The following is a 17,852-nucleotide window of genomic DNA, read 5'->3' as shown; positions in this document are numbered from 1 at the left end:
GCTAGCTTACTGCCCGCACAAGAGATTGAAAGTTATGACAACGATTATCAAACAGGATGATTTGATCGTTTCGATCAAAGATGCCTTACAATTTATTTCCTACTATCATCCACAAGACTTTATTCAGGCAATGAGTCGTGCGTATGATCGTGAAGAGAACAAGGCAGCCAAGGATGCCATTGCACAAATTCTGATTAACTCTCGCATGTGCGCAGAAGGTCATCGACCAATCTGTCAAGACACAGGTATTGTTAACGTATTTCTGGAAGTCGGTCTGGATGTTAAATTTGACCTGAATATGAGTCTGGATGATGCCGTAAATGAAGGTGTTCGCCAGGGTTACCTCGAAAATAGTAACGTCCTTCGTGCATCTGTTTTATCCGATCCTGCTTTTGGTCGGAAAAATACCAAAGACAATACACCAGCAGTCATTCATTACAAACTCGTACCCGGCAATAAAGTTGACATTACTGTTGCGGCAAAAGGTGGTGGCTCAGAAAATAAATCTAAACTGGCTATGCTTAACCCATCCGATTCAATTGTAGACTGGGTGCTTAAAACTGTACCAACCATGGGCGCTGGCTGGTGTCCACCGGGTATGCTTGGTATCGGTATTGGCGGTACTGCGGAAAAAGCCATGATGCTGGCAAAAGAAGCTCTCATGGAAGAAATCAATATGGATGAACTTCTACGCCGCGGGCCACAAAACAATATTGAAGAATTACGTATTGAAATCTTTGAAAAAGTAAATGCTCTAGGCATCGGTGCACAAGGTCTGGGTGGCTTAACTACCGTCTTGGACATTAAAATCAAAGATTACCCATGTCATGCAGCCGGAAAACCAGTCGGCATGATTCCAAACTGTGCAGCCACTCGCCATGCACACTTTCAGCTAGATGGTTCTGGTCCTGCGCATATTCAGGCGCCAAAACTGGAAGATTATCCTGAAGTTACCTGGGATGCATCAAAATCTAAACGTGTAAATCTGGATAGCATCACACAAGAAGAAATGAATGCATGGAAACCCGGAGATACACTTCTGCTGAATGGCACCATGTATACAGGTCGTGATGCAGCACATAAACGCCTAGTTGAAATGATCGATAATGGTGAAGAACTACCTGTTGATCTGAAAGGAAAATTTATCTATTACGTTGGCCCTGTTGATCCTGTCGGTGATGAAGTGGTTGGCCCTGCTGGCCCGACAACCGCAACCCGTATGGATAAATTTACCCGTAAGGTTTTAGAAAATACCGGATTATTCGGTATGATCGGCAAAGCGGATCGTGGTCCAACAGCCGTTGCAGCCATTAAAGACAATCAAGCCACTTATCTCATGGCCGTAGGCGGTGCAGCCTATCTGGTTTCCAAAGCAGTTCGGGAAGCCGAAGTTGTGGCTTTTGCAGATTTAGGAATGGAAGCCATCTACAAGTTTGTCGTAGAAGACATGCCTGTTTCTGTGGCAGTTGATGTCAATGGGACATCTATTCATGCAATTGCACCGAAAATTTGGCAGGAAAAAATTGGTAAAATTCCGGTAGTGGATGCTGCTGTAGTTTAACACCTACTCACCGGATCATCACTATCGGTGACAATCCGGTATTTTTCCATAGTGTCATCATGAAAATTTTAGGGTCTGTTGATTATTCAGCAGACCTTATTCGTTATAGGATGGTAGTTTATACAATTCCGAATTTCTCGCAATTGATTAGAATATTGATCATATAAAAATTGTTAGGATCAGTATGGACTTTAAACATTTTGTCATTGGCATAAGCCTGAGTTTGGGAATGACAAGCTCAGGATTTGCAATTGAATTACAAAATGGTGATCTGGTATTTGTTACGACCAATCATCAGGGCATTAGTGCTGCAATTGATAGTGCTACCCATCAGGGACAAACTTTAAGTTTTGATCATGTGGGATTGGTATCGACACAAGGGCATCAATTCTCAATTTTACATGCTGATGAAGCTGGTTCAAGGTCAGAGAATATCTCAATTTTTTTATCTCGCAATCAGCAACGGGGAAAACAGGTTTATGTTTACCGTTTAAAACCTGAATATCAATCCAGTATTGCTCAAGCCATCAACACGGCAAAAACTATGCTAGGCAAACCTTATAACTTTAGCTATATTCTTGATGATCAACGTTATTACTGTTCAGATTTTGTGGAGCGGGCTTTTCGTAAAGACCAAATTTTTCATTTACAGCCAATGAATTTTAAAAACCTGAAAACCGGTAAAATTGATGACTACTGGATTCAACTATATGCTCGTCAAGGTTTGGACGTCCCACAAGATCAACCGGGAACCAATCCAAACGATTTGTCGAAATCAGAAAAGTTACAGCCCATTGGACGACTTAAATTTAAAACCATACCCGTTTATCCTTAATGGCATAAAAAAACGCATGAATGATCATGCGTTTTTTTTCAGATAAATCCAGATTAGGCTGATTTTGAATCAATGACTTTCAAATCTGATTTGTCTTCTTCAGTTGTTGATTCAGATTTCGGTAAACGCTCCGTACCCAGCTCAGGTTTCGCATTTGCATTAATCACTTGTTCAGTAATCGTAACTTTACCGATATTCTCTGCACTTGGCAGATCATACATGGTATCTAGCAATACATTCTCTAGAATAGAACGTAAACCTCTCGCTCCAGTTTTACGTTCCAATGCTTTTTTCGCTACTGCACGTAATGCTTGTGCTTCAAATACCAGATCCACATTTTCCATATCAAATAAATGTTGATATTGACGGGTTAAAGCATTTTTTGGTTCAGTCAAAATCTGCACCAAAGCATCTTCATCCAATTCTTCAAGCGTTGCAATCACAGGTAAACGACCGATGAACTCCGGGATTAGACCAAACTTAATCAGATCTTCCGGTTCAACTTCTCTAAAAAGCTGCCCCAGACCTTTGGACTCATCTTTCTTTTTCACTTCTGCATTAAAACCAATACCACCTTTCTCATGGCGTTGTTGGACAATTTTTTCCAGACCGGCAAAAGCACCACCACAAATAAATAAAATATTTGATGTATCGATTTGAATGAATTCCTGCTGCGGATGCTTACGACCGCCCTGCGGTGGAATTGATGCAACTGTACCTTCAATCATTTTCAACAAGGCTTGTTGTACACCTTCACCCGAAACATCTCGGGTAATTGATGGATTTTCTGATTTTCGGGTAATCTTGTCGATCTCATCAATGTAGATAATGCCTTTTTGTGCTTTCTCAACATCATAATCAGCTTTTTGCAGGAGTTTCTGGACGATGTTTTCCACATCTTCGCCCACATAGCCTGCTTCTGTTAATGTGGTTGCATCAGCCATGGCAAAAGGCACATCCAGTAAGCGTGCTAATGTCTGTGCCAGCAAAGTCTTACCTGAACCTGTTGGCCCAATCAGTAAAATATTACTTTTGGCCAATTCAATGTCTTTTTTTGCACTGGATGATTGTGTCAACTTCAGACGCTTATAATGATTATAAACGGCAACCGCCAAAGTTTTTTTCGCCCAATCCTGACCAATGACATATTGATCTAGCGCCGCACGAATTTCATGAGGCTTCGGTAAAGGACGTGACGCCCAATCCCCTGATTCAACTTGTTGACTTGTTTGTACCAAATCCAGACAGACATCAATACACTCATTACAAATATATGCATCTTCACCGGCGATCAATTTGCCGACTTCTGCCTGTGATTTACCACAAAATGAACAACATTTTTGCCCTTTGGTGGATTCGGACATATCTACTCCAAAATTCAGTATTACTAGGGATTAAAGACGTTTAGTCAGTACTTCATCAACCAAACCATACGCTTTTGCTGCCTGTGCAGTCATAAAATTATCACGATCTGTATCACGTGCAACAATTTCATAATCTTGACCGCTGTGTTCAGCCATTAAACGGTTTAAACGTTCTTTAATAAATAAGATTTCACGTGCGTGGATTTCAATGTCGGATGCTTGTCCACGGAAACCACCAAGTGGTTGGTGAATCATAACACGAGCATTTTCCAGACAGTAACGTTTACCTTTTGCACCGGCATTAAGTAAAAATGCTCCCATAGAAGCCGCCTGTCCCATACAGATTGTAGATACATCAGGTTTGATGAACTGCATGGTATCGTAAATTGCCATACCTGCTGTGACAGAACCACCCGGAGAGTTAATATAAAGATGAATATCCTTATCAGGATTTTCAGCTTCCAGAAACAACATTTGTGCAACAATTAAATTTGCCATGTTGTCTTCCACTTCTCCAGTCAAAAAGATGACACGTTCACGTAATAAACGGGAAAAGATATCGAATGAGCGTTCACCACGAGAAGATTGCTCAACGACAACAGGAACCAACGCATTTTTGATGTCTGGAATCAACATGAGTATTTTATTTCCTTAGAATTATAAGATGATGGCGAGCTGAGCACACCAAATAATAAATGACTAGATGATAGTATCGCACTATAACTTTGAATAACTGGTTCAGCAAGTATAGATCAATTGGTTTCTCAAAAAACTCCCTGAATTATGCAAATTCACCACATAAAAAAAGGCGCAGATTGCGCCTTTTTCTACAAAAGCATTAACCTTGTTGACGCGCTTGTTGCTCAGCAAGAAGATCTTGATAAGAGACTTCCTTTTCAGTCACTTTTGCACTGGCAAGGATATGATCCACAACTTGATCTTCAAGAACAACTGATTCGATTTGCTCACGTTGTTGTTTGTCAGTAGAGAAGTATTCGATCACTTCTGTAGGATCTTCATAAGAAGATGCCATATCTTCGATAAACGATTTTACACGTTCCTGATCAACTTCAAGTTTTGCATCCTGTAAAACTTTAGAAACCAATACACCAAGTTTTACAGATTTTTCAGCTTGCTCTTTGAACAATTCATCTGGTAATACACTTGAGTCAAAAGCTTTTGCACCCTGTGCACCAAATTGCTGTGTAAATTGTTGAACCATTTGTTGACGCTGACGATCAATTTCCTGTGCAACCATTGCATTTGGTACTTCGATTTCATTGGCAGCAACCAATGCATCAAATGCAGCTTGTTTGACCTGATTGCGTAGACCACTCTTCACTTCACGTTCCATATTTTTACGAACGTCAGCTTTAAGTTTTTCAACGCCATCTTCTTCAGATAAACCAAATACCTGTAAGAATTCAGCATCAATTTCAGGAAGCTGTGGTTTCTCAACTTTCTTAACAGTGATTGTAAATTGCGCAGCTTTACCAGCAAGGTTTTCGGCCTGATAGTCTTCTGGGAAAGTCACATCAATTACTTTCTCTTCGCCTTTTTTCATGCCAATAATGCCATCTTCAAAGCCCGGAATCATGCGGCCTGAACCTAGAACCAATTTAAAGTCTTCAGCAGAACCGCCTTCAAACTTCTCACCATCTATTGTACCTTCAAAATCGAAAGTTACTTGCATGTCTTTTTTCGCCATGCCTTTGGTATCAGCCCAAGTTTGACGTTGTTTTTGTAGATTCTCAATCATGATATCTACATCTGCATCTTTAATTTCGGTTGTTTTACGTTCGATTTCAAGATCAGTAAAACCATTTACATCAACTTCTGGATAAATTTCAACAGTTGCTTCAAATACTAAAGCATCGTCTTTATTTTCTACTTTCTCGATGTTTGGCATACCAACAGCATTGATTTTTTCTTGCTGGATCGCTTCAAATACTGCATCACGAATCGTGTCATTTACCACTTCCTGATAAATTCCTGCACCATATTCACGGCGTACTACGTTTACAGGAACTTTACCTGGACGAAAGCCGTTGATTTTCACAGTTTTGGCAGTACGTTTCAAACGAGCTTCAAATTGCTCATTAATACGGCTCGTCGGTACAGATACATTTAAACGACGGGCAACGCCCGAAACCGCTTCAATCGTTACTTGCATGGCTTCCTCTTTAATTATCAAAAATACAAGTTTTAAAAAAGTGCCATATTATATGACATGATGGCATGATATACAAAACTTGTGTTTTTTTCTTCAATACTGGGTAATATTTTTTAACTTTCTTATCATAAATTGACTTAATTAAGCTTAAATTGGACAAAAAGATTTTGCGTTTTAAAGCTTATCCAGCCTTTCATCAAAAAATATTCTTAAAGCTTTAAACCCTATTTTTATTTGATGCCAATACCATTAAATATTAATTTTTCTCCCATAAAATGATTTACCCAATCATAAAATCACAATAAGTATTATATTATGATATTTCCTACATTTTAATCGCCATTTTCAATAAAAGTAAATATTTTAAGAATTATTATCATTTCATAATTATTACAGCGATTATTGTGGTTATTAACAATTCTTAATATCATTCATAACTGTTACATCATGTATCAAATTCTCCATTTTTTATTCTCATTACTTCAGGTCTTTGGTATGTCCATGATTAAAAGTCGTAAACATCAACGTGCATCTCAATTATTGGCTGTTGCAACGGTTGCGCTGCCCTTTGCAACACATGCAGCAGATGATCCAACACAACTTCCAACCATCGAAGTACAGGCGGAGCAAAGTAATTTAAAGGTTGATCAGTCTGCCAATACAAAATATGTTGCACCTTTACTGGATACTCCAAAATCTGTTGATATTATTTCTCAAAGATTGCTTACAGATACCAACTCGAATACGCTGGCAACTGCCTTGCAAAATGTTCCGGGAATTACATTTGCAGCTGGTGAAGGTGGTACACCTTTTACAGATATGCCTTATATTCGTGGCTATAGCTCAGAATCATCTATCTATGTAGATGGTGTGCGTAATTCAACTTCTCAAAATCGGGATATGTTCGCTGTTGAACAAGTTGAAGTGACTAAGGGTTCCAGTTCGACCATTTCTGGTGGCGGCGGTGTTGGTGGCAGTATCAACCTGATTCCTAAAACTGCGCATCAAGGAGATCAATATCAGGGTACGATTGCAAATGGTACAGATGATTATGCCCATATCATGCTGGACGCCAATAAAGATTTTGGTAAAGGCACCGCTGGCCGTGTAGTAGTCATGGCACATCAGAATGATAAGGCTGGACAAACCAATGGTGCTGAGTATAAACGTATCGGTATTGCACCAAGTGTTGCTTTTGGTTTAGGAACAGCAAACCGTGCAACATTAAGTTATTATTTTCTAAAAAGTAATGATGAACCTGATTCAGGTATTCCATTTAACAATGCTTCTGTACCTACAGGAATTTCTGGTACAGCAGGTAATGGTGAACCTGTAAATGTTAAACAAGGCACTTATTACGGCTGGAAAAATCGTGATTTTGATAAACGTGAAAATCATATTGGAACCATCAAATTAGAACATGATTTTAGCGATGATTTAACCATTGGTAATGTTGCCACCTATACCAAGTCTAAATCTGATTATATTTATACCAATGCTGATGATTCAAAAGGTAATATTTACCGAGATCCCCAAACTATTAGTCGCCGTGCATTAAGTCGTATTGTCGACACACAAGGCTTTAGTGACCAACTATCCCTAAAAGGGAAATTTAATACTGGCACAATTAAACATAGCTTTAATACAGGTGTTGAATATAGCTATCAAAGTACTGATCAGGGTGTCTATACCTTTACGAATACTGCAGGTACAACAACATCCACAGTATTTAGCACAGTATGTAACGCAAGTGATGCAGCAAATAATGGATGGTGTACCTCTCTAAATAACCCTCAAAACGGTGCTTTTACGGATACATTAGGCAGTATCCGAAATCAATATACAACTCGTAGCCGTAATACCGGAATTTATCTCTTAGACAATATCGAATTTACACCGCAATGGATTTTGAATCTTGGCGCTCGCTGGGATGATTTCAATACTGAACGTAAATATAATAAAGATGTTGTATCTCGTGGAACTACAACACCTGCAGGAACAACCATCAGCAGTGATACAGATTTCTTCTCTTATCAAGCGGGTTTAGTTTTTAAACCAACTAAAAATGGGAGTATCTACTTTAGTTATGCCACTTCTGTAAATCCAGTCGGCATTGATCAGGGGGATGGTTCTGATTCATTAAGTGATGCCATTAAAAATCTTGATCCAGAAAAAGCCCGTACTTACGAGCTAGGAACAAAATGGGATATACTCAATAACCGCGCCAATATTACTGCTGCAATATTCCGTACCGAAAAACAAAATACCCGCGTCACCAATGGTGATGGTACAACTGCTAATGTTGGCAGTAGTAAGGTTGACGGTTTTGAGCTCGGTATTAACGGCAATATCACAGATCAGTGGGCAATATCTGTAGGCTATAACTATCTAGATGGTGAATTAACAGATAATGGTTATGTGAATACTGGTACATCAACCAATCCAATATATACAGCATCGCCACTAAATGGTAATCAACTCCCATTTGTTACCAAACAAAGTGCTACGCTCTGGACAACTTATGATATTAGCCCGAAATTAACATTAGGTGCCGGCGCTCAATATAAAGATAAAGTATATGCAAATACTGCAAATACCAAAATTTTGCCAACCTATACCATTTATAATGCAATGGCTCGTTATAACGTCAATGACAATATTAATTTACAGTTAAATGTTAATAATATTAGTGATAAACGTTATTTTACAAGTGCACATGCTGCCCATTACGCCTTTGAAGGTGAAGGTCGTAATGCAGTCTTTGCGGTTAACTTCAAATATTAATCCTAACAATTACTGAATAGCCTTTTTATTTATCATACAATCGCCAGTTGACCATAAGACAGCTGGCGTTTTGATTATCATCGTTCGTAAGAAGGGGTATACATTATGATGTTACATGTACCAGCTTTACTCAGCAAAGCACAAGTACAACATATTCGAGAGCGAATGCAGCAAGAAAAACAATGGATTTCTGGCACTAAAACCGCAGGACATCAGGCTCAAAAAATTAAAAACAACTTACAACTCAATACAGAAAGTGAGCTTTATATCAATTTAAATCAATTTGTTACACAGACAATCAAAAATAACCTACTGGTACAGTCTTTTGCATTGGCTAGAGATATTTTACCGCCCATGTTTAATTGTTATCAGGACGGGGGGACTTATGGCAATCATGTTGACAATGCTTTTCAATGGTCAAGATTACAGCAAAAAAATATTCGCACAGATGTCTCCATGACGATTTTTTTATCTGAACCTGATGAATATGAAGGTGGTGAATTAATTGTAGAAGATTCTTATGGCAGTCATGAGGTAAAACTGGATGCCGGTGATGCAATCCTCTATCCAGCAACAAGTTTACATCGAGTAGAACCTGTGACACGTGGCGCACGTATTGCATCTTTTACATGGATACAAAGTATAGTTAAGGATGACTGGCAACGTAGCATGCTATTTAATCTGGATATGACCATCATCCAACTCCGACAAAAAATCGGAGATTGCGAAGAAACACTTGCTTTGACCAATCATTACCATAACTTATTACGTCAATGGGGTGAAGTTTAATATGTCCGTGAATAAGCACCCTCTCCCGCCATTAACACACATTCCTGCCAACTTACAAACCATTGCAGATTACGAGCAACAGGCTGCCCAGCACTTATCAATGCAAACATGGAGTTACCTGACGGGCGGCGCCATGCATGAAATTAGCGTACAACAAAATTTGCTGCAATTTCAGGATATTCAGCTTATTCCCAGACATTTAAATGATCTGACGCATGGACATACCCAGATTACTTTATTTGGCAAGCAATACCCTCATCCCATTTTCTTGGCTCCTATTGGCCATCAGCAATTATTTCATCCTCAGGGCGAAGCCGCTAGCGCACTGGCGGCAGAAGTGATGCAGGCTAACTATATTCTCAGCACTTTTAGCAATACCGCCATGACAGAGGTTAATCAAAACTATCCTTTCAAATGGTTTCAACTGTATTGGCAAGGTAGCCGTGAATGTTCATTGCCGTTAATAAAACAAGCTGAAGCATCAGGATTTCAAGCGATTGTCATCACCATTGATGCACCACATGTGGGTATTCGGGATCGTGAACGAAAAATCTTTTTTCAACTGCCTGAAAATATGCAACATCCACATACGCCTACACATATCAGTTTTCCGGATGTGTCTCCCACAGAACACCCTCTTTTTAATGGTTTAATGAAAATTGCACCACAATGGCATGACATCGAGTGGTTAATTAACAATACCCAACTTCCTATTATTCTAAAAGGAGTCCTGCATCCTGCTGATGCCAAAAAAGCTGTAGAAATGGGAGTCCACGGATTAATTATTTCCAATCACGGTGGACGCATTCTAGATACAACAATTTGTCCATTACATGCATTACAGAAAATCAGGCAACTTGTTCCGACAGATTATCCACTATTACTAGACGGTGGAATTCGTCGGGGTACAGATATTTTTAAAGCGATTGCCTTAGGTGCATCGGCCGTTCTGATTGGAAGACCTTATATTTATGGATTAGCAACAGCGGGGGCATTGGGCGCAGCTCATGTGATCAGAATTTTAAAGGAGGAGTTTGAAATTACTATGGCATTAATGGGAACAGCTACAATAAAAGACATTAATAACGACCATATTTACCTTGATTAAGATATTTATCGATATTTTTTTTCATAACTTCATTGTTTTTTGCAAAAATAAGAAAACATTTTCATAAAATATCTTTTAAACTATAAAATAGAAAGAGGGAATTAGTATTACGCTAGCCGAATATCCTATCCTCACGACATGGCACACTTAAACGGTGAATGGAATATGATGACTGTGAAGCACTTTTTTGTTTACTCATCGACAGCAAAACATCATGCATTGCTCCTGATGCTGCGCTTTTTGCGCGCATAAATTATTTTTTGAAATTTTCATATTTCAGCCCATTTTCAATTTTTAGATTTTATATAGTTTTGCCACATCATATTGACCATAAAAATATGCTAGGCAAGGAGTGATTAGACATGATGTTAAAAGATCCAAGCAAAAAATACCGCCGTATGTACCAACGTGTCGATTTACCTGACCGTCAATGGCCAAATAATGAAATCAATGCTGCACCAATCTGGATGAGTACCGATTTACGTGATGGTAATCAAGCAATTTTCGAACCAATGGACATCGAACAAAAATTCAAAATGTTCCAGATGTTAGTGAAAATCGGTTTCAAACACATTGAAATCGGCTTTCCATCTGCATCACAAATTGACTTTGATTTTACCCGTAAATTAATTGAAGAAAATCATATTCCTGATGACGTTTATATTGAAGTTTTGGTTCAGGCGCGAGATCACTTGATTCAACGTACTTTTGAATCGCTTGAAGGTGCAAAACGTGCAATTGTACATATCTATAATGCCAATTCTCCAACTTTCCGCCAAAAAGTGTTAAATGTTGATATTGCAGGTGCAAAACAACTTGCAGTCAATGCAGCACAAAAAGTAAAGGAATATGCTGCACAATATCCACAAACAGAATGGATATTTCAATACAGTCCAGAATGTTTTACTGCGACTGAACTTGAAGTTGCCAAAGATGTTTGTGATGCAGTCACCGAAATCTGGGATGCTTCACCAGAAAATAAAGTCATTTTGAACTTGCCTGCTACAGTCGAAGTATCCACACCAAATGTTTATGCTGATCAGATTGAATGGATGCACCGTAATTTGGCACGCCGTGATGGTGTCATTATCTCGGTACACTGCCATAATGACCGTGGTTGTGGTATTGCTGCTTCAGAATTGGCAATTATGGCCGGGGCTGATCGTGTCGAAGGTTGTGTATTTGGCAATGGTGAACGTACTGGTAATGTCGATATTGCAGCGATTGCCTTGAATATGTATTCACAAGGTGTTGCACCTCATCTAGATTTTTCAAATGTAAATGAAATTATCTCGACCATTGAAGAATGCACAGGATTACCAGTTCATCCACGTCATCCGTATGCAGGTGATTTGGTCTTTACTGCATTTTCCGGTTCGCATCAGGATGCGATTAAAAAAGGTTTTGAATTTCAGAAAAGTCAAGACATTTGGGATATGCCTTACCTCCCTATTGACCCTAAAGATTTGGGACGTAGCTATGATGCAGTGATTCGTGTCAATAGTCAGTCTGGTAAAGGTGGTATCGCTTACTTGCTTGAATCCAATTACGGTATTGTTTTACCACGCCGTTTACAAATCGAATTTAGCCAAGTTGTACAACAATATACTGATAGTCACGGTACCGAAATCAGCGCAGAAAAAATCTGGGATTTATTTAATCAAAGTTATGTTTACACTGGTGAAAATCATTATCAGGTCATCAACTATCGATTATCGGATCACAATGGTAAACAAAGTGTAGAAGTTGAAGTCAAGGCTGGTGATGATATCCGTCAGCTTTCCGGTCAGGGTACAGGACCGATTTCAGCGATCTTAAATGCGCTGGATTTACCTGTAGATGTATTGAACTATGAGGAAAAAAGTATCGGACATGGTGCAGATGCCAAAGCATTAGCCATGATTGAGCTTCAGGTTCATGGTCAAACTGTCAGTGGTTTTGGTGTAGGTATACACGACAATATTGTCACTGCATCGATTGAAGCCATTTTGGCCTGCATTAATCGTTTAATTCAAAAGAATGCACTTGATGTTGATCAGTTAGCAGCTTCTGCCGTTTAAAGGTCCTGCATGACTTAAAATCTTCTGAAATTTTCTAGAGATATTGAAAGGATACCGATTAATGGTATCCTTTCTTTATTGATAATAAATAAGGGTTAAGCGTGAGCTTTACATCTGATGATTCCGTGGGTCTGGTTACACCCCAAAAGTTTAGTTTTGAACAGCCTCTACAATTGGAATGTGGTCGGGTTTTGCCTCGTTTTGACATTATGGTAGAAACTTATGGCACATTGAATGCCGATCATTCCAATGCCATTTTAATCTGCCATGCACTGTCCGGCCATCATCATGCTGCCGGTTATCATCATGCCGAAGATAAAAAAGCCGGTTGGTGGGACAGTTGTATCGGGCCGGGAAAAGCCATTGATACCAATATTTTCTTTGTTGTTGCCATTAACAATATTGGAGGTTGTCACGGTTCAACCGGGCCGACCTCACCTAATCCGGAAAATGGTAATCGTCCCTATGGCCCTGACTTTCCATTAGTAACTGTACGTGATTGGGTGAAAACGCAAAAAATGTTGTCAGAACGACTAGAAATCAATATCTGGCATGCGATTGTTGGTGGTTCTCTTGGTGGAATGCAAGCGTTGCAATGGTCAATCGACTATCCTGACCATTTGCATAATTGTGTCATTATTGCCAGTGCACCTAAACTCAATGCACAAAATATTGCATTTAACGAAGTCGCCCGACAATCTATTTTATCGGATCCGGATTTTCATCATGGACGTTATCTGGAACAGGACAGTTACCCGAAACGTGGATTAATTCTGGCACGAATGGTCGGACATATTACCTACTTGTCAGAAGAAGCCATGAAACAAAAATTTGGACGTGATTTAAAATCCGGCAAATTTATGTATGGATTTGATGTTGAGTTTCAAGTCGAGAGTTATTTGCGCTATCAGGGTGAACAATTCAGTCGTAATTTTGACGCCAATACCTATTTGATCATGACTAAAGCACTAGATTATTTCGATCCGGCACGAGAATTTGAAGGTTCATTAACTGATGCACTGGCACAGACCAAATGCCGGTTCCTACTCATTTCTTTTACTACGGACTGGCGCTTTAGCCCTGCACGTTCGCAAGAAATCGTTAATGCATTAATCACGCATCATAAACCGGTAAGTTATATGGATATTGAAGCAGAACAGGGACACGATTCATTCTTGTTTCCAATTCCGCTTTATGTCAAAACTTTACGTAACTTTTTGACCAGTTCACTTCAACCCATCCATGAGGCCTAGGCTATGCGTTTAGATCAACAACTTGCAGAAAAATGGATTAAACCTCATACCCGTGTACTAGATCTGGGATGTGGAAATGGTGAATTACTGGCACACATGCAACATAAACATGATGTCCATGCTTACGGTCTAGAAATTGATCAAGAAAAAATTGCCAATGCGATTGGATTAGGGTTAAATATCATTCAGCAGGATCTTAATCTTGGTTTGAAACAATTTGCTGATCAAAGCTTTGACTATGTAGTCATGGCACAGGCTTTGCAAGCAGTAGATGCGCCAGATATATTACTGCGTGATATGGTACGTGTTGGTCGGGAGGCGATTATCACCTTTCCCAACTTTGCACACTGGAAAACACGTTCCTTTTTGGCGTTAAAAGGCATGATGCCAGTATCCAAGGCTTTGCCCTATATGTGGTACAATACGCCCAATATTCATCTGTGTACCTTCAAAGACTTTGAAGCGTTATGCAAGGACAACAACATTCGCATCATTAATCGACTGGCTGTTAACGATAATCAGGAAGGCAGCCCGATTATGAAGTATTTACCCAATTTATTTGGAGAAACTGCGATTTATCGAGTGAGTGCCTTATGAAGAAGTTTGCCATTACAACAGCCTTAATGACCATTTTTGCGGCTTCCGCACATGCCGAGTTAATTACCCAGCAGCCGTCTAGCAGTACCACAGTCGCCCAATATGCCTCGATGCCACTTGAACAATTGACCCGGGCTGCACAAGCTGGTCAAGCACCTGCCCAGTTTTATCTGGCTTCACGCTATAAAAAAGGCATTGGCGTAAAACAGGATCAATCTCAAGCATTCCAATGGTTTAAAAAGGCTGCTGATCAAGGTATTCCATCAGCACAACTCAATGTTGGCGAAATGTATGCCAACGGTTTGGGCGTAAAAAGCAATTTACAACAAGCCAAAGCATATCTAATGAAAGCTGCTAAACTTGGTGATAACCGTGCCAGTTATAATCTGGCCGTGCTGGAAGAGCGTGCAAAGAATTATGTAGGTGCATATCAATGGTACGAATTATCCACCCGTGATGGTATGCTGGATTTTAAAGTTAAAGATATGTCTGAGAAAAAGATTGTACAACTTGCTGCAAATTTGAGCCAAAATGATATGCGTATGGCACGCGAACGTGCAGATCGCTGGATTCAGTCTGACGAATAAATACATCATCCCTATTCTGTTTAATCTGAATACAACGTACCGATTTGAACAGGATCTATTGTAGATTTCAATAGATCCTGTTTTTATCTGAAAATTTTTAAGTTAATATCAAAACTACTTCTGACATCAAACAGATCATATTTTTATGTCAAAACAAAAACAACTTTATGCGAATTCTTCAGCTTTTTTAAAAATTATTTCGTCATATTTAATCAGCTTAACGGTCTGCTATAGTTCACAGACTTATGCCGAAGGGATCAGTTATATCCAGGCTGAAGATTATTTACTTCAACATTCTTATGCTGGACAAGCCAGCCAGGCATTACAACAAGCTGCCCAACTTGAAGCTGATTCATTGGATAAGCTTGGTTTACCTCGAGTAGATTTAAATGCACGAGCCTATGCCTTTCATAATGAAGTCGATATTCCTTTGAATACCTTTAAACAAGGACTGGAATCTGCACTAAACCAACAACTTGGAACCACACTAAATGATCTGTCTAATATTGGTATCCCATCTGACGTAGTGGATCAAATTTCGTCAACTGCCGGAAGTGCGATTAGCAATGGCGTTAATCAAATCCCCAACAATGCTACGCTTACTCTGGAAGATCAGGTTTTTCGTCCGACTGTTTCTGTCATTATGCCAATTTACACTGGCGGCTTAATCAGCAAAGCCAAATCTGCCACACACATTAATGCTGAACGCAGCATACTGTCCACACAACAGCAGCAAGATACTGATCGCTTCGAATTAATTCAAAGCTATTTTAATGTTCAATTACTACAGCAACTATATCAAAGTAGTCTGGAAAACGCAGATGCCATGCAAAAACATCTGGATAATGCCTTAAAACTAGAACAACAAGGATTTATTAGTAAAGGACAGCGCATGCAGTTTGAAGTCGCTCGCAACAATGCCCTGCGCTTATTACAAACCACCCAAAGCAAATTGCAAGGCAGTCAGTTTCAGTTACAGAATTTATTGCAACAAACCAACTTGCCAGCACTGACCACCCCATTATTTATCAATCTGCAAACACAACTTCAGCTTGATCAGTTATTAAATAGCTTTCCACAGCAATCTACACTGATTCAAAAATTACAGGCCGATACGCAACTGGCCGATGCCAAAGTTAATGCGCAAAAAGCAGCTCAACGTCCAAAAGTTTTTGCCTTTGGTGAGTATGCACTGGATCACAAACAAAACTGGGTTGTTGGTGTGGTCGCAAGCTATAATTTATTTTCAGGAATAGACAGTAAAAAACAGATTCAGTCCGCAGAAATGCAACGCCGTGCCGCAGAATTAATTACTGAAAAGTCCAAGCAGGAACTCAGCAATCTGATTTTTAAAGCCTATAACGAAATGAATGATGCTCAGCACAGCCACCAACTGATCAAACAAAATATACAGGCAGCACAAGAAAATTTACGTATCCAGAATCTATCATTTAAAGAAGATATGGGAACAGCAACACAAGTCATTGATGCTGAAAATGCATTAAACCAGTTAAAAAGCGATATGGCACTCAATGCCTATAAATATGTTATATCACTTGCTACGCTGCTACAGAGTCACGGTTCGATTGATGAATTTAGACAATTTATTGATCAACCCCAAACTGACCTTGTCAGAACACCATAGGACGCCTGTATGAACGATCAATCTCATCAATCTTCAAACAACAATACAGCAGCGCCTCATGTGGATTCTGCATCTACCTCTGACAATACTGTCCAGCCACCTGATTCGGATAAAAAATCTGTCCTGAAAAAAATTCTGATAATACTGCTTATCCTGCTGATTTTGGCTTTGATTGCCTTTGGCTTATGGAAAAGTTATCAACCGGAAACCGTCAGTATTCAAGGGCGTGTAGAAGCCGATACCCTGCATGTCAGTACGAAAGTCCCGAGTCGAATTGAAGAGATTTATGTCAAGGAAGGACAACACATTCAACAAGGACAACTACTCATCAAACTAAGTAGCCCCGAAGTCAACGCAAAAAAACAGCAGGCACAAGCTGCACTACAATCCGCACTGGCATTACAATCTACCGCCGATCGTGGTTCGCAACAGGAAAATATTGAGAGCCTGTATGCCAACTGGCAAGCCGTGAAGGCACAAGCAGCTCTAGCCAGTACAACCTATCGCCGCGGAGAAAATCTTTATCAACAAGGTGTTATTTCCCGACAACGGCGTGATGAAATGCATGCTGCCAGCCTATCTGCCAGCCAAATGACAGAAGCTGCCTATCAACAGTATGCCAGAGCCAAACGTGGCAGCACACCAGAACAAAAGTCTTCCGCCGATGCACAAGTTGAAATTGCAAAAGCTGCACTGGCAGAAGCCAATGCATTGGATGCAGAAACCATCTTACATGCACCAGTCAATGGTACAATTTCCAAAATTTATGGAGAAAAATCGGAATTAGTCGCACTAGGTGTACCAATTATTAGTATTTTACAGCAAGATCAATGGGTTAGCCTAAATATTCGAGAAGATCAATATGCCAAGGTTTACCAACAAAAAACGCTGCAAGGATTTATTCCGGCATTAAACAAAACTGCCCGTTTTAATATTCGTAGTATTGATGCCGAAGGTGAGTTCGCCACCCTAAAAACCACACGACAAACAGGTGGTTATGATATTCGTAGTTTTAAATTACATTTGGTGCCTGCCCAGCAAATCCCCGATCTTAAAGTCGGCATGAGTGTCATCTTCAACGTTGCACAAGAGTAAA

14 protein-coding genes are annotated in these 17,852 nt (G+C 39.7%); 11 read left to right on the top strand and 3 right to left on the bottom strand.

Going from position 1 to position 17,852, the window contains the following annotated elements; translation table 11 throughout:
- Positions 1 to 34 precede the first annotated feature (34 nt).
- Together F4V57_RS08875 and F4V57_RS08870 are read left to right on the top strand one after the other, a co-directional pair.
- Positions 35 to 1,561, top strand: coding sequence for a fumarate hydratase (locus tag F4V57_RS08875; protein ID WP_070069797.1), 1,527 nt, complete (start codon positions 35 to 37; stop codon positions 1,559 to 1,561).
- A 184-nt stretch (positions 1,562 to 1,745) separates the two neighbouring features.
- Entirely contained in the window at positions 1,746 to 2,396 is a 651-nt protein-coding gene (locus F4V57_RS08870; protein WP_070069796.1) for a YiiX/YebB-like N1pC/P60 family cysteine hydrolase, read from the top strand.
- Between the two features lie 53 nt (positions 2,397 to 2,449).
- Here F4V57_RS08870 and clpX read toward each other — a convergent pair whose 3' ends face one another.
- The 3 genes from clpX to tig all read right to left on the bottom strand — a co-directional run bounded on the left by clpX (position 2,450) and on the right by tig (position 5,933).
- Positions 2,450 to 3,760 carry an ATP-dependent protease ATP-binding subunit ClpX gene (clpX, locus tag F4V57_RS08865; RefSeq protein ID WP_070069795.1) on the bottom strand — a complete coding sequence of 437 codons (1,311 nt, stop codon included), beginning with the start codon at positions 3,758 to 3,760 and terminating at the stop codon, positions 2,450 to 2,452.
- A gap of 30 nt (positions 3,761 to 3,790) precedes the next feature.
- Positions 3,791 to 4,396, bottom strand: coding sequence for an ATP-dependent Clp endopeptidase proteolytic subunit ClpP (clpP, locus tag F4V57_RS08860; protein WP_070069794.1), 606 nt, complete (start codon positions 4,394 to 4,396; stop codon positions 3,791 to 3,793).
- A gap of 202 nt (positions 4,397 to 4,598) precedes the next feature.
- The gene (gene tig, locus F4V57_RS08855) at positions 4,599 to 5,933 is read right to left on the bottom strand and encodes a trigger factor (protein ID WP_070069793.1); all 1,335 of its coding nucleotides are present in this window, start codon (positions 5,931 to 5,933) and stop codon (positions 4,599 to 4,601) included.
- Between the two features lie 495 nt (positions 5,934 to 6,428).
- Here tig and F4V57_RS08850 point away from each other — a divergent pair, with 495 nt between their 5' ends.
- From F4V57_RS08850 to F4V57_RS08810, 9 genes are all read left to right on the top strand, one after another.
- On the top strand, positions 6,429 to 8,717 hold the full coding sequence (locus F4V57_RS08850; protein ID WP_070070620.1) for a TonB-dependent receptor: 2,289 nt from the start codon (positions 6,429 to 6,431) through the stop codon (positions 8,715 to 8,717).
- A gap of 105 nt (positions 8,718 to 8,822) precedes the next feature.
- Complete coding sequence (locus tag F4V57_RS08845; protein ID WP_070070621.1) at positions 8,823 to 9,506, top strand: Fe2+-dependent dioxygenase; 684 nt, start codon at positions 8,823 to 8,825, stop codon at positions 9,504 to 9,506.
- A gap of 1 nt (position 9,507) precedes the next feature.
- Complete coding sequence (locus F4V57_RS08840; RefSeq protein ID WP_141729277.1) at positions 9,508 to 10,614, top strand: alpha-hydroxy acid oxidase; 1,107 nt, start codon at positions 9,508 to 9,510, stop codon at positions 10,612 to 10,614.
- A 362-nt stretch (positions 10,615 to 10,976) separates the two neighbouring features.
- Complete coding sequence (gene leuA, locus F4V57_RS08835; RefSeq protein ID WP_070070622.1) at positions 10,977 to 12,674, top strand: 2-isopropylmalate synthase; 1,698 nt, start codon at positions 10,977 to 10,979, stop codon at positions 12,672 to 12,674.
- 101 nt (positions 12,675 to 12,775) lie between these two features.
- Positions 12,776 to 13,927: a homoserine O-succinyltransferase MetX gene (gene metX, locus F4V57_RS08830; protein WP_070070623.1), complete on the top strand. Its 1,152-nt coding sequence runs from the start codon at positions 12,776 to 12,778 to the stop codon at positions 13,925 to 13,927.
- A 3-nt stretch (positions 13,928 to 13,930) separates the two neighbouring features.
- On the top strand, positions 13,931 to 14,524 hold the full coding sequence (metW, locus tag F4V57_RS08825; RefSeq protein WP_070070624.1) for a methionine biosynthesis protein MetW: 594 nt from the start codon (positions 13,931 to 13,933) through the stop codon (positions 14,522 to 14,524).
- Positions 14,521 to 15,111 carry a tetratricopeptide repeat protein gene (locus tag F4V57_RS08820; protein ID WP_070070625.1) on the top strand — a complete coding sequence of 197 codons (591 nt, stop codon included), beginning with the start codon at positions 14,521 to 14,523 and terminating at the stop codon, positions 15,109 to 15,111. The genes metW and F4V57_RS08820 overlap by 4 nt, the downstream gene beginning before the upstream one ends.
- 145 nt (positions 15,112 to 15,256) lie before the next feature.
- Complete coding sequence (locus F4V57_RS08815; protein WP_070070626.1) at positions 15,257 to 16,756, top strand: TolC family protein; 1,500 nt, start codon at positions 15,257 to 15,259, stop codon at positions 16,754 to 16,756.
- 9 nt (positions 16,757 to 16,765) lie between these two features.
- Positions 16,766 to 17,851 carry an HlyD family secretion protein gene (locus F4V57_RS08810; protein ID WP_081409259.1) on the top strand — a complete coding sequence of 362 codons (1,086 nt, stop codon included), beginning with the start codon at positions 16,766 to 16,768 and terminating at the stop codon, positions 17,849 to 17,851.
- The last annotated feature ends 1 nt before the right edge of the window (position 17,852 follow it).

The organism is Acinetobacter qingfengensis (assembly GCF_008693185.1).
Classification (GTDB): domain Bacteria; phylum Pseudomonadota; class Gammaproteobacteria; order Pseudomonadales; family Moraxellaceae; genus Acinetobacter; species Acinetobacter qingfengensis.
Note: the sequence above shows the minus strand (reverse complement) of the source record. Positions and strands in the feature narration are given on the sequence as shown.

Bases quoted from the DNA above. Each gene is read 5' to 3' on its own strand.
- leuA (WP_070070622.1), top strand. From the start codon at position 10,977: ATGATGTTAAAAGATCCAAGCAAAAAATACCGCCGTATGTACCAACGT.
- tig (WP_070069793.1), bottom strand. From the start codon at position 5,933: ATGCAAGTAACGATTGAAGCGGTTTCGGGCGTTGCCCGTCGTTTAAAT.
- F4V57_RS08870 (WP_070069796.1), top strand. From the start codon at position 1,746: ATGGACTTTAAACATTTTGTCATTGGCATAAGCCTGAGTTTGGGAATG.
- metW (WP_070070624.1), top strand. From the start codon at position 13,931: ATGCGTTTAGATCAACAACTTGCAGAAAAATGGATTAAACCTCATACC.
- F4V57_RS08840 (WP_141729277.1), top strand. From the start codon at position 9,508: ATGTCCGTGAATAAGCACCCTCTCCCGCCATTAACACACATTCCTGCC.
- F4V57_RS08845 (WP_070070621.1), top strand. From the start codon at position 8,823: ATGATGTTACATGTACCAGCTTTACTCAGCAAAGCACAAGTACAACAT.
- F4V57_RS08820 (WP_070070625.1), top strand. From the start codon at position 14,521: ATGAAGAAGTTTGCCATTACAACAGCCTTAATGACCATTTTTGCGGCT.
- F4V57_RS08810 (WP_081409259.1), top strand. From the start codon at position 16,766: ATGAACGATCAATCTCATCAATCTTCAAACAACAATACAGCAGCGCCT.
- F4V57_RS08850 (WP_070070620.1), top strand. From the start codon at position 6,429: ATGTCCATGATTAAAAGTCGTAAACATCAACGTGCATCTCAATTATTG.
- F4V57_RS08875 (WP_070069797.1), top strand. From the start codon at position 35: ATGACAACGATTATCAAACAGGATGATTTGATCGTTTCGATCAAAGAT.
- F4V57_RS08815 (WP_070070626.1), top strand. From the start codon at position 15,257: ATGTCAAAACAAAAACAACTTTATGCGAATTCTTCAGCTTTTTTAAAA.
- clpP (WP_070069794.1), bottom strand. From the start codon at position 4,396: ATGTTGATTCCAGACATCAAAAATGCGTTGGTTCCTGTTGTCGTTGAG.
- clpX (WP_070069795.1), bottom strand. From the start codon at position 3,760: ATGTCCGAATCCACCAAAGGGCAAAAATGTTGTTCATTTTGTGGTAAA.